This window comes from Ruegeria sp. (assembly GCF_028066395.1).
In the GTDB taxonomy this organism is placed as follows: domain Bacteria; phylum Pseudomonadota; class Alphaproteobacteria; order Rhodobacterales; family Rhodobacteraceae; genus Ruegeria.
This window is the reverse complement of the sequence record NZ_JALCBM010000027.1, coordinates 29,258-43,860: the sequence shown is the minus strand read 5'-3', so window position 1 is coordinate 43,860 and position 14,603 is coordinate 29,258. Positions and strand designations below refer to the sequence as shown.

The window sequence follows — 14,603 nt, the reverse complement described above, 5'->3', positions numbered from 1 at the left end:
GTGCCGGTTCTGGCCGGGCAAAGCATTCTGTCACAGGTGGCATGGACGCTGGGCAGCCCTTCGGTGGTGCTGGCGTTTCTGGCGGTGTCGCTGGAGTTGCCGATGTTCCTGGCGGGCGCGCTGGTGTCGGTGCGGATGGTGGGCAACATGCTGTCGGATGTGTTTCTGGCGCGTCCCATCGCGGCGGCGCAGCGCAAGAAACGCGCGATTGCGGTGACTGAAATGGGCGTAGGCGCCTGCCTTCTGATGGCGCTGCTGGCGGCCTCCACCGGCAGTATCCCGTTGACCGGGGTGGCCTTTGTCGGGGCCTTTTTCCTGATCGGGCTGATCGAGGAATCCCAGTCATTGATGCTGTCGGATCTGTTCGGCGATCACCTGAAGTCGAAATCCCGCATGGTGATCCGCTATCTTCAACTGGGGGCCGGAGGGCTGGCTGCCATCGGTCTGGTTCTGCTGATCCATGAGATTACCAAGGAAAACCCACCGTTTTCGCGCCATTTTGCGGTTGTCGCGGTGTCGGTCACCTTTTTCCTGTTCTCCGCCCTGTGCATTCTGGCCATAGCCGAGATCACGCCGGACAAAGGCGGCAAGGCGCGGCAGCACCAGTCGCTGCGCGAGATTGTGGCGGGCATTCGCGGCATGTTCGATCAGGCCTGGTTCCGCCGCTATCTCAGCATGCGTCTGCCTCTGGTCGTGGTGTCGCTGTCAGTGCCTTTCTTCGCGCTGATCGCGGCTGAGGCGCATCACCATTTGGCCAAGGGGCTGACGGCGCTGATCGTGTCTTCGGCCTCGGGCTATCTGGTGTCGGCACCGCTGTGGCAGGTGGTGAACATGCGCTCTCACCGCGCGGTCATGGTCTCGGGGACATTGCTGGTGGCGGCGACGGGCATCGTTCTGCTGGTCTTTCACTACCTGCATCTGGATCACAGCGTGCATCTACATGCGGCGGCGCTGTTTGTGGCCGCGGTCGCCGTGACCGGGATCAGCAGTGCCAAGTCGCTGTACTTTCTGGATGTTGCGCCCAAAAACCAGCGGGTTCAGGGGGCAGCGGCGGTCAAGGCGATTTGCCGGCTAGCGGGGGTTGTCACCTCGGGCCTGCTGGCCGCCGTCGCTCATATGCATGAGGTTGCCGGAGCCATTGCCTTCATCGTTCTTATCAGCCTGTGGTCGGCCTATGCGTGCTACCGCGTGGTGGTTCCGAAAGCGGCTGAAGCCTAAGCGCGGATCAAATGTCGCGCAGCGGCGTCCCGCACGGCGCGGGTCAGGGGCGCAAGGGCCGGGGCCAGAATGCGCCCGACCTGCCAGCTGAGCGGCACATCCAGCGGCGCATCAGGTGCAATCACGCAAAGACGCCCATCATCCAGTGCCGGACGCGCCAGGTTTTCGGGGTTCATGCCCCAGCCGATCCCGGCGACAGCGGCGTTTACAAAGGCCTGTGTCGAGGGCAGGAAATGGGATCGCGGGGTGATCCGGTGGCCGGTATGTTCCAGTATCCACGCCTTTTGCAGGTTGTCCTTGCGATTGAAGGTCAGGCTGGGCGCGCGTTGCAATGTGGTGGCCGTCAGACCCTCGGCAAACCACTCCCTTATGAAACCGGGGCTGGCCGTCGGCAGATAGCGCAGCGTTCCCAGCGCGTGGGCATCGCAGCCGGTGACCGCTTGCCCGCCCACGGTGACGGCGGCGCTGACCTCGCCCCGCCGCAGCCACTCGGCCGAGTGGTCCTGATCATCAACCACCAGATCGAACAGCACCCCGTCCACCTGCGCCATGGCGTCGATGAACCACGTCTCCAGACTGTCCGCGTTGACCGCAATGCGCACCCGAGCGGGGCCGGTGTCACGGTCCAGCGCCAATTCGCGGGCCAGTTGCGCCTCAAGCAATCCGATATCCGCCGCGTGCTGGGCAATCCGCAGCCCTGCCGGGGTGCCGGTGCAGGGCGTGCCGCGCTGGATCAGGGATACGCCAACACGATCCTCCAGCGCCTTGATCCGCTGCGATATCGCCGAAGGGGTCACCGACAGTTCGGACGCGGCGGCCTCGAAACTGCCATGGCGCAGGATGGCCGCCAGCGCGGACAGGTGATTGGGGTCAAGCAGCATTAGCCAAACTTAACTCAGGTTAATATCTTTAATTTGATAGAGGCGACCCCAGCCTGTAGTCAACGCCTCAAACACGCGGAGGTTTCATGTCCACATCGCTTATTGCCGGGTTCGCCCTGGGGTTCAGCCTGATCCTTGCCATCGGCGCGCAGAACGCCTTTGTCTTGCGGCAGGGGCTGCGGCGCGAGCATGTCTTTGCCCTGTGCCTGACCTGCGCCTTGTCCGATGCGATCCTGATTGCGGCGGGCGTGGCCGGTTTCGGCGCGCTGGCGCAGGCGGCGCCGTGGTTCGAACCGGTGATGCGGTTCGGAGGTGCGGTGTTCCTGACATGGTACGGGCTGCGCAGCCTGGCCTCGGCCTGGCGGGGCGGCGCGGCGATGGAGGTCGGCGGGGGCCAAAAGACTTCGATTCGTGCGGCACTGCTGACAGTGATGGCCTTCACCTGGCTCAACCCGCATGTCTATCTGGATACGGTGGTGTTGATCGGCTCGATCTCGGCCCAGTATGATGACCGGCTGGGATTTGCCCTTGGGGCCATGACCTCCAGCTTTGTCTTTTTCTTCTCGCTGGGCTACGGCGCGCGCATCCTGACGCCGTATTTCACCAGACCGCGTGCGTGGCAAGTGCTGGATGTGGTGATCGGTTTGGTCATGCTGGGGATCGCTCTGAAACTTGTTATCATGTGAAGGGTTGTCGGAGGGCGGTTTTCGGTGTTCAACCAGAACCATGACACCCTTTGCCACCCCGTCCCGGAACATTGTCGGCATGCTCTGGATGTTTGCCGCCGGGCTGTCCTTTGTCGGGATGAACGCTTTGGTCAAGTCGCTGGGCCCGACGGTCGATCCCATTCAGGCGGCCTTTCTGCGCAATGTGCTGGGGCTGGTCTTTCTGCTGCCCGCCTTGCCCGCGATCATGAGCACGCCCCTGACGGCGCGCCACCTGAAACTGTTCGGGCTGCGCGGCGTGGTGCACGCGGTGGCTGTCATGCTGTGGTTCTACGCCATGACCGCCATTCCACTGGCCGAGGTCACGGCCATGAACTACCTGATCCCGATCTATGTCACCCTTGGTGCCGTCTTGTTTCTTGGGGAAAAGATAGCCTTTCGCCGGATCGCCGCGATCGGGGTTGCGGTGATCGGCGTAATCATTGTTCTGCGTCCGGGATTTCGGGCCCTCTCGCCGGGGCATCTGGCCATGCTGGGGGGCTCACTGGCCTTGGCCGTGTCCTATCTGCTGGCCAAGATATTGGTTCGCGAAATCCGCCCCTCGGTCGTGGTTGCGCATCTGTCGATCTGGGTGACCATCGTGCTGATCCCCTTTGCCTTCGCCGTATGGGCACCGATCGGCCCGCGCGACCTTCTGGTGCTGTTCCTGATCGCCAGCTTTGCCACGGCGGGGCACTATTTCATGACCCTCGCCCTGCAGGCCGCGCCGGTCGCGGTGACCCAGCCGGTGACCTTCCTGCAACTGATCTGGGCGACGCTGCTGGGCGCTTTGGTCTTTCACGAGGGCGTCGATATCTGGGTCGTCTGCGGCGGCACACTGATCCTTGCGGCGGTCAGCTTCATCTCGTGGCGCGAGGCGGTCCTGAACCGCAGCGCGATCACCCCGCCGGATATCGGTACGAAATTCTGATCGTCCCTCGCGTCGATTATGGTTCTTGATTGACGAGTCAATAAAAACCCCTTAGCGTTTGTTGCTATAGCCTGAGCCCTGGGGTGTATTGATGCCAAAACTCGGAATGGAACCGATCCGCCGCGACGCAATCATCAAAGCGACGATTGCCGAGTTGGGCGTGCAGAAATCCCTGGACGTGACGGTCAGCCAGATCGCCAAGCGGGCTGGGATGTCCAGCGCGCTGGCGCATCACTATTTCGGCGGGAAAGAGCAGATTTTCCTGGCTGCCATGCGCCGCATCCTGTCCGATTTCGGGGCTGAGGCACGGGGCGAGTTGAAAAACGCGGCCCCCGATCAGCGCGCGCAGGCCATCATCCGTGCCTGTTTTGCGCCGTCCTGCTTTACGCCGGACGTGATTGCCGCTTGGATGACCTTTTACGTGCTGGCGCAGACCAATGACGATGCCCTGCGCCTGTGGCAAATCTATCAGGCCCGCATCCGGTCGAACCTGATCTGCGCCCTGCGCCCGGTCATGGATGATCCGGTCGAGGCGGCCGAGAACATGATTGCCCTGATCGACGGTCTTTACATCCGTGCAGCCCTCAGCGCCCCGAAAGAGCCGCAACTGGCGGTCAACCACGCGCTGCGCGTCCTGAACACTCTGCTCGAGGCCGAAAAATGACACAACCGAACATTCTGATCCTGATGGTGGATCAGCTGAACGGAACCCTCTTTCCTGATGGTCCCGCCGACTGGCTGCATGCGCCCAACCTGAAACGGCTTGCAGAACGGTCGGCGCGCTTTGCCAACGCCTATACCGCGTCGCCGCTTTGCGCGCCGGGGCGGGCCAGTTTCATGTCCGGGCAATTGCCCTCGCGCACCGGCGTCTATGACAACGCCGCCGAGTTCCGCAGCGACATCCCCACCTATGCGCACCATTTGCGGCGGGCGGGATATTACACCTGCCTGTCCGGCAAGATGCATTTCGTCGGTCCCGACCAGCTGCACGGGTTCGAGGACCGCCTGACCACCGATATCTACCCCGCCGATTTCGGTTGGACGCCCGACTATCGCAAACCGGGCGAGCGGATCGACTGGTGGTATCACAACATGGGTTCGGTCACGGGGGCGGGCGTGGCCGAAATCTCGAACCAGATGGAATATGATGACGAGGTCGCCCACCACGCACGCGCCAAGCTTTATGATCTGGCGCGGGGCAAGGACGGTCGCCCGTGGTGCATGACCGTCAGCTTCACCCATCCGCATGATCCTTACGTGGCGCGTCGGAAATACTGGGACCTGTATGAGGATTGCGAGCATCTGCTGCCCGAGGTCGCCGATCTGGGTTACGACAATCAGGACCCGCATTCGCAGCGCATTTTTGACGCCAATGACTGGCGCAGTTTTGACATCACCGAAGAAGACATCCGCAAATCCCGCCGCGCCTATTTCGCCAATATCTCCTACCTGGATGAAAAGATCGGCGAGATTCTGGACGTGCTGGACACCACCCGGCAAGAGGCGATCATCCTCTTCGTCTCGGACCATGGCGACATGCTGGGGGAACGAGGCCTGTGGTTCAAGATGAACTTCTACGAAGGCTCGGCGCGGGTGCCGTTGATGATCGCTGCGCCCGATCTGCCTGCGGGCCGGATCGACACTCCGGTCTCGACCATCGACGTCACGCCGACGCTGGGGGCGCTGGCGGGCGTGGACATGGCCGAGATCGCGCCCTGGACTGATGGCGAAAGTCTTGTGCCGCTGGCGCACGGGCAGGAGCGTACCGTGCCGGTCGCGATGGAATACGCGGCCGAGGCGTCATACGCGCCGCTGGTGTCGCTGCGCTATGGCAAGTGGAAATACAACCGCTGCGCTTTGGACCCCGATCAGCTGTATGATCTCGAAGCCGATCCACATGAGCTGACCAACTTGGCCGATCACCCGGATCACGCAGGCACGCTGCAAACCCTGCGCGCGAAGTCTGAGGCTCGCTGGGACCTGGACCGCTTCGACGCCGATGTCCGCGCCAGCCAGGCCCGCCGATGGGTGGTGTACGAAGCACTGCGGCAGGGCGGCTATTACCCATGGGATTACCAACCGCTGCAAAAGGCATCCGAACGCTACATGCGCAACCATATGGATCTGAACACAGTCGAGGAAAGCCAACGCTTTCCGCGTGGCGAGTAACCCCTTCATCTTTTTAGAAATACTCCCGCCGGAGGCGCAGAGATTTTTCGACGAAAAATCTAGGCCCCGCGGGGAACGGAGACCTGAATATGGAAGCAGATTTCGTCATCGTCGGTGCAGGTTCCGCCGGGTGCGCGATGGCTTACCGGCTGAGCGAGGCCGGGGCCTCGGTGCTGGTGATCGAACATGGCGGTACGGATGCCGGGCCGTTCATTCAGATGCCCGCCGCGCTCAGCTATCCGATGAATATGTTGCGCTATGACTGGGGCTATCAGTCCGAGCCCGAACCGTATTTGAACAACCGCCGTCTGGCCTGTCCGCGCGGTAAGGTGATTGGCGGATCGTCTTCAATCAACGGTATGGTCTATGTGCGCGGCCATGCGTGCGATTTCGACACCTGGGCCGAGATGGGTGCGGATGGCTGGTCCTATGCGGATGTGCTGCCCTATTACAAACGGATGGAGACCTGGCATGATGGCGGTCATGGTGGCGACCACCGGTGGCGGGGTACGGATGGGCCATTGCATGTCTCGCGAGGGCCGCGTGAAAACCCTCTGTTCAAGGCGTTTGTGGATGCCGGGCAGCAGGCCGGGTATGAGGTGACCGGAGACTATAACGGCGAAAAGCAGGAAGGCTTTGGCCCGATGGAGCAGACCGTCTGGAAAGGGCGGCGCTGGTCGGCGGCGAATGCTTATCTGAAACCGGCCCTGAAGCGTGAGAATTGCCAGATCGTGCGTGGTTTGGCGGCGCGCGTGGTCATGGAGGATGGCCGCGCGGCCGGGGTTGAGCTGCTGCGGGGCGGCAAGAGGGAAATCATCCGTGCCCGGCGTGAGGTGGTGCTTGCGGCCTCGTCGATCAACTCGCCTAAACTGCTGATGCTGTCTGGTATCGGCCCGGCTGCGCATCTGACCGAGCATGGAATTGAGGTTGTGGCCGATCGCCCCGGAGTGGGCGCAAATCTGCAGGATCATCTGGAGCTTTATATCCAGCAGGCCTCATTGCAGCCGATCACGCTCTATAAACATTGGAACCTGATCAGCAAGGGTCTGATCGGGGCGCAATGGTTGTTTACGAAAACCGGGTTGGGGGCGTCGAACCAGTTTGAAAGCGCTGCGTTTATTCGATCGAAGCCCGGGGTGGAATACCCTGACATTCAGTATCACTTCCTGCCGATTGCCGTGCGCTATGACGGCAAGGCGGCGGCTGAGGGACACGGGTTTCAGGCGCATGTCGGCCCGATGCGGTCGCCTTCGCGCGGTGCGGTGACCTTGCGCTCGGACCGGGCCGAGGACGCGCCGGTGATCCGGTTCAACTATATGAGCCATGAGCAGGATTGGGAGGATTTCCGCACCTGTATTCGCCTGACCCGTGAGGTTTTCGGGCAAGAGGCGTTCAAACCCTATGCGGGTAAGGAAATTCAACCCGGAGCTTCGGTGCAGACGGATGACGAGTTGAATGCCTTCATCGCTGAACATGCCGAAAGCGCGTACCACCCCTGCGGCACCTGCCGCATGGGGCGGGCGGATGACAAACATGCGGTGGTCGATCCGCAAGGTCGCGTGATTGGTGTGGACGGATTGCGGGTTGCTGACAGTTCGATCTTTCCGCAGATCACCAATGGCAATCTGAACGCGCCCTCGATCATGGTGGGTGAGAAGATGTCGGATCACATGCTGGGGCGCGATCCTCTGCCGAAAGCCAATGATCGACCGTGGATACATCCACAGTGGACGGTTGCGCAACGTTAGGGATTGGGGCGGTCAAGCTTCTGAATTTGTGGGGCAGTTTGTCAAAACTTGATCCGCGTCAAAGCGGTGAATGACGTGTATCTTTACCCTTGGGGCGTAATGCTAGCAGAGGAGCGAACAGGATGTCCCACACCCCGCATGAACTGGCCGAGGAATTCCCCGACAAGGTCGATTTGATGAGCCACCTCAAGCAGACGGATGCGCATTTTGCGCGGCTGGCGGAGGAGTATCACGAGGTCAATCGTGTCGTTCACCGGGCCGAGACCAACGTCGCTCCAATGGAGGAATTGGCCGAGGTGGAACTGCGCAAGAAGCGGGCGGCGCTTAAGGATGAAATCTGGGCGATCTTGTCGAAGGGGTGAGCCTTGGTTGGGGCGCTGAGAACGGGGGCTCTGCCCCCGTCGCGGCAGGCCGCGACTCCCCCGGGATATTTTTGGGCCAGGTGAAGATCAGGTCACTTCGTAGGGCAGGGTGCCGCGGGTATTGGTGTTGATGCTGAGGCGGCGTTCTAAAGGCGGGACCGAGCGTTGGTGGCAGGTCTGGCGTTCGCAGATGCGGCAGGAAATGCCGATGGGCTCAAAAGCGCTGGCGTTGGTGATGTCGAGGGTGTCCGCATAGACCAGAGCTGCCGCATGTCGGACCTCGCAGCCCAGAGCGATAGCATAGCGGCGGACCGGGGCGCCGTAGGAGCCGCCGGATTTTGAGACGTCCGTTGCCAATGAGATATAGCGTATCCCGTCCGGGGTTTCCGCCAGTTGGCGCAGGAAATGCCCCGGTGTTTCAAAGGCGCGGTGGACGTTCCACAACGGACAAGCACCGCCGAAGCGGGCAAATTGCAGCCGCGTGGCGGAGTGGCGTTTGGTGATCGTTCCGGCCTGATCGACGCGCACGAAGAAGAAAGGGATACCCTTGGCGCCGGGACGTTGCAGGGTGGACAGGCGGTGGGCGACCTGTTCGATGGAGGCGCCAAATCGGTTGCTGAGCAGTTCCAGATCATGGCGGTAGTCTTGCGCGGCGGCCAGGAACGGGCCGTAGGGCATCAGCGCGGCCCCGGCGAAGTAGTTGGCCAGCCCGATTTTGGCGATGGCGCGGGCTTCGTCGCTTTGGAAGCGGGCGAAATCCAGCGTGGCCTCAAGCAGTTTGTTCTGATTGAGCAGCGCCACCTGCAGGAGCAGTTGGAACACTTGCGTCTGCGGCGCCGCGCGCGAGGACAAATGCAGGGTTTTGTTTGCGGCGTCATAGCTTCGCAGGGTTTCGGTGTCGGCAAAAGTGACCTGAATCCCGCGCTCGGACAGGCTGTTGAGGGCGGCGTGACGGATGCCTCCCGGGGCCTCGGCATGGGTGGCGAAACGTTCGGCGGCGCGGTCGACGGCGTCGATGTAATTGTCGCAATAGTGGAAGAAATCGCGCACCTCTTCCCAGGGGCTTGCCTGGATGCGGGCGTCTTCACGGCCCAGCGCCTCGTCCAATGAGGCGAGCCTTTCGTGGGTTTGGCGATAGGCGCGGTGCAGTTCGATGAAGGCGCGCGCCAGCGTGGGAGCATTTGATGCGGTCAGCCTGAGGTCGGCCAGTGGCGGGGTGGTGTCGGCGAAGACCGGGTCCGCCAACGCCTCGCGCATGTCCGAGATCAGACGTTCGCTGTCGCCGGTGCTGAGCTCGGTCACGTCCATGCCGAATTCCTGCGCCAGCGCCAGAACAACCGTGGTCGAGATCGGACGGTTGTTGTTCTCCATCTGGTTCAGATAGGGCAGCGAGACGCCAAGCTTGGTGGCGAATTCCTTTTGCGTCAGGGTCAGGCGGGTGCGCATTTCGCGCAGTTTCGCACCTGCGTACAGCTTTTGGGTGGCCATGGGGCGCCTTTGCAAGTTTCCTGAATGTGTAGGCTAACTTTGCAAAGTCGATTTCGCAAGCGGCTAAAGGCCCAATTTACGCTCGCGCCAGATGACGCTGAGGATGGCGAAAATGGCCAGCACGGATGTCGCCAACATCAGCCACAAAAGAGGCATGGCGCCGGTTTCGCGGGTCAGCAATGCGCCCGCCCAGGCGCTGAGGCCTGCGCCACCGCCCAGCATGATCGCGCCGCTGAGGCCCGAGGCCGTGGCGGCCAGATGCGGGCGCACCGACAGCGCGCCTGAGGTGGCATTGGGGATCGACAGGCCGTTGCCCAGCCCCACCAAAGTGACCAGCCCAAAGAAACTGAGCGCAGTGCCCAACCCAACAAGGAACAGAACGGCGGATATCGCCACGCCTGTGGCGTTCAGCCAGCATCCCCAGAGCACCATGCGATTGACGCCAAACCGCACGGAATAGCGCCCGCTGATGAAATTGCCGAAGAAATAGCCCAATGCGGGGGCGCCGAAATACACGCCGACTTCGGTGGCGGTCATGCCGAAAACCTCGGTTCCCAGAAAAGGCGCGCCACCGAGGTAGGCGAAGAAGGCGCCCGAGCATAGGGCTGAGGACAACGAATAGCCCCAGAATCGGGGTGACATAAGCAGTTCGGGGTATTCCCGGAACTGCTGCAGCAGAGTTTTGCCGCTGGCGGCGGCGGTTTCGCCGAAATCCCGGTAGGTTAGCAGCCATGCCAGCGCTGCCAGCGCGAAGGGCAGCCAGAAATTGGCTTTCCAGCCAAAGGCTTCCTCGAACACGCCGCCGACCGCGGGGCCCAGCATCGGCACAACCGCCATGCCCATGGTCACATAGCCGATCATCGAGGCCGCCGTATCCTGCTCATACATGTCGCGCACGGCGGCGCGGCTGAGCACGATGCCCACGACGATCACTGCCTGGCACATTCGGAACGCCAGAAAGGTTTCGATATTGGGGGCATAGATGCAGCCCAAAGTGGCCAGCAGGAACAGGCCAAGCCCCCACAGCAGAACCGGCCTGCGGCCCATCTTGTCGGCAATCGGCCCGATCAGGATCTGAAGCGCGGCATTGACCAGCAGGTACAGCGCGATGGACAGTTGCATCACCTTGTAATCGGTCTGAAAATACACCGCCATAAAGGGCAGGCTGGGCAGGTAGAGGTTCATGCTGAGCGCCGAAAGACCCGACAACAGGACCAATGTTGCCAGGGTTGGAGGTGTGCGGCTAACCGGTGATGTGCTGAACTGCATGGTTCACCTTTAGGGCTTTGTATTCGGAAATGCTATTGGATGATGTGATGGCAAGTTGAGTTTCCAACTTTGCAGTTATCTCAAGGCGTGTTGCTAAAAATTTGCAAATTTGCTGAATAGTGCTTTGGCTCCGCAAGCGAGGCCGTTATTGTCCCGCAAAATTTCATAGGGGAAAACCGGCATGAAAGATATCCTTTCCGAGCTTGAAGATCGCCGCAACGATGCGCGCCTTGGGGGCGGACAACGGCGGATTGATGCGCAGCACGCCCGTGGCAAACTGACCGCGCGTGAGCGGATCGAACTGCTGGTGGATGAAGGCAGCTTTGAAGAGTTCGACATGTTCGTCAGCCATCGCTGCACCGATTTCGGGATGGAAAACCAGAAACCTGCAGGCGACGGGGTCGTGACCGGCTGGGGCACGATCAATGGCCGCATGGTTTATGTGTTCTCTCAGGACTTTACCGTGTTCGGTGGGTCCTTGTCGGAAACCCATGCGCAGAAGATTTGCAAGATCATGGATATGGCGATGCAGAACGGCGCGCCGGTGATCGGGATCAACGATTCCGGGGGTGCGCGCATTCAGGAAGGCGTGGCCTCGCTTGCGGGTTATGCCGAAGTGTTCCAGCGCAATATCATGGCCTCGGGCGTGGTGCCGCAGATCAGCGTGATCATGGGGCCGTGTGCGGGCGGGGCGGTTTACAGCCCGGCGATGACCGACTTTATCTTCATGGTCAAAGATACCTCGTACATGTTCGTGACCGGCCCCGACGTGGTCAAAACCGTCACCAACGAGGTGGTCACCGCCGAGGAACTGGGTGGTGCGTCGACCCATACCAAGAAATCCTCGGTCGCGGATGGTGCGTTCGAAAACGATGTCGAGGCCTTGGCCGAGGTGCGTCGTCTGGTTGATTTCCTGCCGCTCAACAACCGCGAAAAGCCACCTGTTCGCCCGTTCTTTGATGAGCCGGGCCGGGTTGAGACCTCGCTGGATACGCTGATCCCGGACAATCCGAACACGCCCTATGACATGAAGGAACTCATCACCAAAGTGGCGGATGAGGGCGATTTCTACGAAATTCAGGAAGATTACGCCAAGAACATCATCACCGGTTTCATCCGGCTGGAAGGGCAAACCGTGGGTGTTGTCGCCAACCAGCCGATGGTTCTGGCCGGGTGTCTGGACATCGACAGCAGCCGTAAGGCTGCGCGGTTTGTGCGGTTCTGCGACTGTTTCGAGATCCCGATCCTGACGCTGGTGGATGTGCCGGGCTTCCTGCCGGGGACGTCTCAGGAATATGGCGGGGTGATCAAGCATGGCGCGAAGCTGCTGTTTGCCTATGGCGAGGCGACGGTGCCCAAGGTGACGGTGATTACGCGCAAGGCTTATGGCGGGGCGTATGACGTCATGGCCTCGAAACATCTGCGGGGCGATTTCAACTATGCCTGGCCCACCGCCGAGATCGCGGTGATGGGGGCCAAGGGCGCGACCGAGATCATCCACCGTGCCGATCTGGGCGATGCCGAAAAGATCGCGCAGCACACGCAGGATTACGAAGACCGCTTTGCCAATCCCTTCGTCGCGGCAGAGCGGGGCTTTATCGATGAGGTGATCATGCCTCAGTCGACCCGCCGTCGTGTGTCCCGTGCCTTTGCCAGCCTGCGCAACAAGAAGCTGCAGAACCCGTGGAAAAAGCACGATAATATTCCGTTGTAAGCGGGAATGGGCAGAGTATTCCGCCCATTCCAGCCCGGCAGCAAGACCCAGCGAAACCGACGTTCAGGAACCGATGCGCAAGCCCATCAGACATAGACCGGCGACGCCTGACGCCTATGCATGTGTGCCTGCCAAGGCCCGGCGGTGTTCTGTGCGTGTCAGCGTTGGTTTGGTCCTGACGGTCCTGTCTACGCCAGCGGTTTTGGCCGACAGCTTGTTGCCGGTTCCTTCGGGCCAGCCGGTGGAACTCAGCAACGTACTGCTGGACGACAACCCCGGAGAGCTGTGGGTGCGGTTCCGCTTTGTCGCGCCGAAAATCGGCTCGACCGTCGGGCGGATCACCTATGACGTGGCGGTGGTCGATATGGCGCATCTGTGTGAAACTCTGGCGGTGCCGTATGTGGCGCAGCATAAGCTGGAACCGGCGCGGGTTGTGATCTCATTCTCGGACCGGGCGCTGGATTTTGGCGCGACCGACCCCGATACAACTCAATTCTTCGAGGCCTACCGGCTGGAAGACGCCCGGTGTATCTGGGAGGGGCTCTGACCATGAACACCCGCTGTCATGACCTCAGCGCGCCCCACCCCAGTGACGCACCTTCGGAGGTTCACCCATGTTGAAACATCGTGGCTTTCCGGGCCGTTTGCCCGGAACCGATTTCCAGTTCACCATTCGCCGCGCCAACCCCAAGGGTGTGACACCCCTGACCCAGCGCGAAAGGTTTCGTGACCGCAAACCGGCCGACCGCCGGGCTGACGTCGCGTTTCTGAAGGCGCTGTGGGAACATTTCGGGGATCAGCCGTTCGAGCGCGGCAATCTGGATGCCGGGCGCCTCAGCTGGCTGTTCGGACGCGAGGTGATCGCTGCCGAGGACCCATTTGATCCCGCCAGTTATGACGCATTGCTGATGCTCGATCTGGATGCGGCGCGCCTGTCCTTTCCCGATGTCTTTGACGGGACGGTCTGAAGGTGAGCGATCTGGCGCAACATATGGTTTTGCACGGCACCACCCGTGCGACCCCGCCCGGTATCGGGCGGGACCATGGTTTTGCGTCAGAAGTTCAGCTGCGCGGCCAGCTGCACGCGGCTGCCGTCGAAGGTCTGACCCGAGGGCACATCATTACGTTCGCCATAAATGTATTCGGCGCTGAACGTCAGGCTGTCGGTTGCCTTGTAGAAGGCGTTGACGTGGATGGTTTCCAACTCGGTGAAGTTCAGGGCCCCACTGCCGTCGCTGAAGCTGTTGGTGGCCAAATCGTAGTCTTCGCGGCCATAGGAAATGCCCACATTCCACTTCGGGCTCAGGTCTTGACGGAATTCGACGGTGTAACCATCGACATCGTTTGCCTGTCCGTTGACAACTGCGCTCCCCAAACCAATCAGGTATGGACCAAGAGCCTGTCCGTTAACGTAGTTAACTTGAAACAGTCCGCCCTCCCACAGCCTGGCCGAAGCAGAAGCTGTGATGCCCCATTGATCGACCTCGACAGTGCCTGCTGCATCTCGCGCGGTACCATACAGGCCAGCAAGACGAGCAACATATCTCCCGTCGTTATATTGAGCAGAGGCTGTGAATACGGGGTCTTCCGAATTCGAACCACCTACATTTTCTTCGATCGTCGCAGCAAGGGATGTATAGCTGCCCAATGTGCTCGTGTAGCGCACTTGGGGGACACGTGCGAAGGCGATGCCGACGGGGCCATTGAATTCCACTGTGGTCGGATAAGTATCCAGAGGTCCGAAGTTGCTCCAGAACTGACCGATCAGCCAGTGATCACCGATGGTGATGTTGGCGTGGCGCAGGCGCAGTTCAGCAGTTCCATTCGAGGCAAACAGGTCGACCTCAAGCTGGCTACCGAGATCACCGAGGCCGCTGGGGGTGTTGGTGCGCAGACCGATCCGCGATTGGCGGACTGTCGTGCCGAAATTACCGTCGGTCGCGGTCGTGGGTTCACCAATCACGTTCACGAATGCGGTGTCACCCTGAACGAAGTCGAAGTCATAGAAGAAGTCGGCCTTGATGTAGCCGTAGACATCCAGAGTGGTGTTGCCGATCTTCAGATCACCGGTGCCCGAGCCGGATTTTCCAGCCTCCAGCGCCTCGACCCTGGCGCGCAG

The 14,603-nt window shown here is 61.1% G+C and carries 14 protein-coding genes; 10 read left to right on the top strand and 4 right to left on the bottom strand.

What is annotated here, in order from left to right; all coding sequences use genetic code 11:
* A partial coding sequence (locus MPJ51_RS10655) for a permease (RefSeq protein ID WP_337959817.1) occupies window positions 1-1,218 on the top strand: 1,218 nt, incomplete at its 5' end.
* On the opposite strand, the gene MPJ51_RS10650 is transcribed toward MPJ51_RS10655, so the two are convergent.
* Complete coding sequence (locus tag MPJ51_RS10650) at window positions 1,215-2,099, bottom strand: LysR family transcriptional regulator ArgP (RefSeq protein ID WP_298385935.1); 885 nt, start codon at window positions 2,097-2,099, stop codon at window positions 1,215-1,217. The genes MPJ51_RS10655 and MPJ51_RS10650 overlap by 4 nt on opposite strands.
* An 86-nt stretch (window positions 2,100-2,185) precedes the next feature.
* Between MPJ51_RS10650 and MPJ51_RS10645 the strand changes: the two genes are divergently transcribed.
* The 6 genes from MPJ51_RS10645 (at window position 2,186) to MPJ51_RS10620 (ending at window position 8,013) form a co-directional block, all read left to right on the top strand.
* Window positions 2,186-2,785: a LysE/ArgO family amino acid transporter gene (locus tag MPJ51_RS10645; RefSeq protein ID WP_298385931.1), complete on the top strand. Its 600-nt coding sequence runs from the start codon at window positions 2,186-2,188 to the stop codon at window positions 2,783-2,785.
* A gap of 40 nt (window positions 2,786-2,825) precedes the next feature.
* Entirely contained in the window at window positions 2,826-3,734 is a 909-nt protein-coding gene (locus MPJ51_RS10640; protein WP_298385928.1) for a DMT family transporter, read from the top strand.
* A gap of 91 nt (window positions 3,735-3,825) precedes the next feature.
* Window positions 3,826-4,398: a transcriptional regulator BetI gene (gene betI, locus MPJ51_RS10635; RefSeq protein ID WP_298385925.1), complete on the top strand. Its 573-nt coding sequence runs from the start codon at window positions 3,826-3,828 to the stop codon at window positions 4,396-4,398.
* Window positions 4,395-5,903, top strand: a complete 1,509-nt coding sequence (betC, locus tag MPJ51_RS10630) for a choline-sulfatase (RefSeq protein ID WP_298385923.1) — start codon at window positions 4,395-4,397, stop codon at window positions 5,901-5,903. Before betI ends, betC begins: the two co-directional genes overlap by 4 nt.
* An 89-nt stretch (window positions 5,904-5,992) precedes the next feature.
* A complete protein-coding gene (gene betA, locus MPJ51_RS10625) occupies window positions 5,993-7,651 on the top strand; it encodes a choline dehydrogenase (RefSeq protein ID WP_298385920.1) in 1,659 nt (552 codons plus the stop codon).
* A gap of 122 nt (window positions 7,652-7,773) precedes the next feature.
* On the top strand, window positions 7,774-8,013 hold the full coding sequence (locus MPJ51_RS10620; protein ID WP_298385918.1) for a DUF465 domain-containing protein: 240 nt from the start codon (window positions 7,774-7,776) through the stop codon (window positions 8,011-8,013).
* A gap of 87 nt (window positions 8,014-8,100) precedes the next feature.
* Here the strand turns inward: MPJ51_RS10620 and MPJ51_RS10615 are convergent, their stop codons facing one another.
* Both MPJ51_RS10615 and MPJ51_RS10610 read right to left on the bottom strand, forming a co-directional pair.
* Window positions 8,101-9,501, bottom strand: coding sequence for a helix-turn-helix transcriptional regulator (locus MPJ51_RS10615; RefSeq protein WP_298385915.1), 1,401 nt, complete (start codon window positions 9,499-9,501; stop codon window positions 8,101-8,103).
* A 63-nt stretch (window positions 9,502-9,564) separates the two neighbouring features.
* Window positions 9,565-10,770: a multidrug effflux MFS transporter gene (locus MPJ51_RS10610; RefSeq protein ID WP_298385912.1), complete on the bottom strand. Its 1,206-nt coding sequence runs from the start codon at window positions 10,768-10,770 to the stop codon at window positions 9,565-9,567.
* 181 nt (window positions 10,771-10,951) lie between these two features.
* Between MPJ51_RS10610 and MPJ51_RS10605 the strand changes: the two genes are divergently transcribed.
* From MPJ51_RS10605 to MPJ51_RS10595, 3 genes are all read left to right on the top strand, one after another.
* Window positions 10,952-12,484 carry an acyl-CoA carboxylase subunit beta gene (locus tag MPJ51_RS10605; RefSeq protein ID WP_298385910.1) on the top strand — a complete coding sequence of 511 codons (1,533 nt, stop codon included), beginning with the start codon at window positions 10,952-10,954 and terminating at the stop codon, window positions 12,482-12,484.
* A gap of 151 nt (window positions 12,485-12,635) precedes the next feature.
* The gene (locus MPJ51_RS10600) at window positions 12,636-13,031 is read left to right on the top strand and encodes a DUF6497 family protein (protein ID WP_298385907.1); all 396 of its coding nucleotides are present in this window, start codon (window positions 12,636-12,638) and stop codon (window positions 13,029-13,031) included.
* 67 nt (window positions 13,032-13,098) lie between these two features.
* Window positions 13,099-13,452, top strand: coding sequence for a hypothetical protein (locus MPJ51_RS10595; protein WP_298385904.1), 354 nt, complete (start codon window positions 13,099-13,101; stop codon window positions 13,450-13,452).
* 86 nt (window positions 13,453-13,538) lie between these two features.
* On the opposite strand, the gene MPJ51_RS10590 is transcribed toward MPJ51_RS10595, so the two are convergent.
* Window positions 13,539-14,603: DcaP family trimeric outer membrane transporter (locus tag MPJ51_RS10590; RefSeq protein WP_298385901.1), on the bottom strand; the 1,065-nt coding region annotated here is incomplete at its 5' end.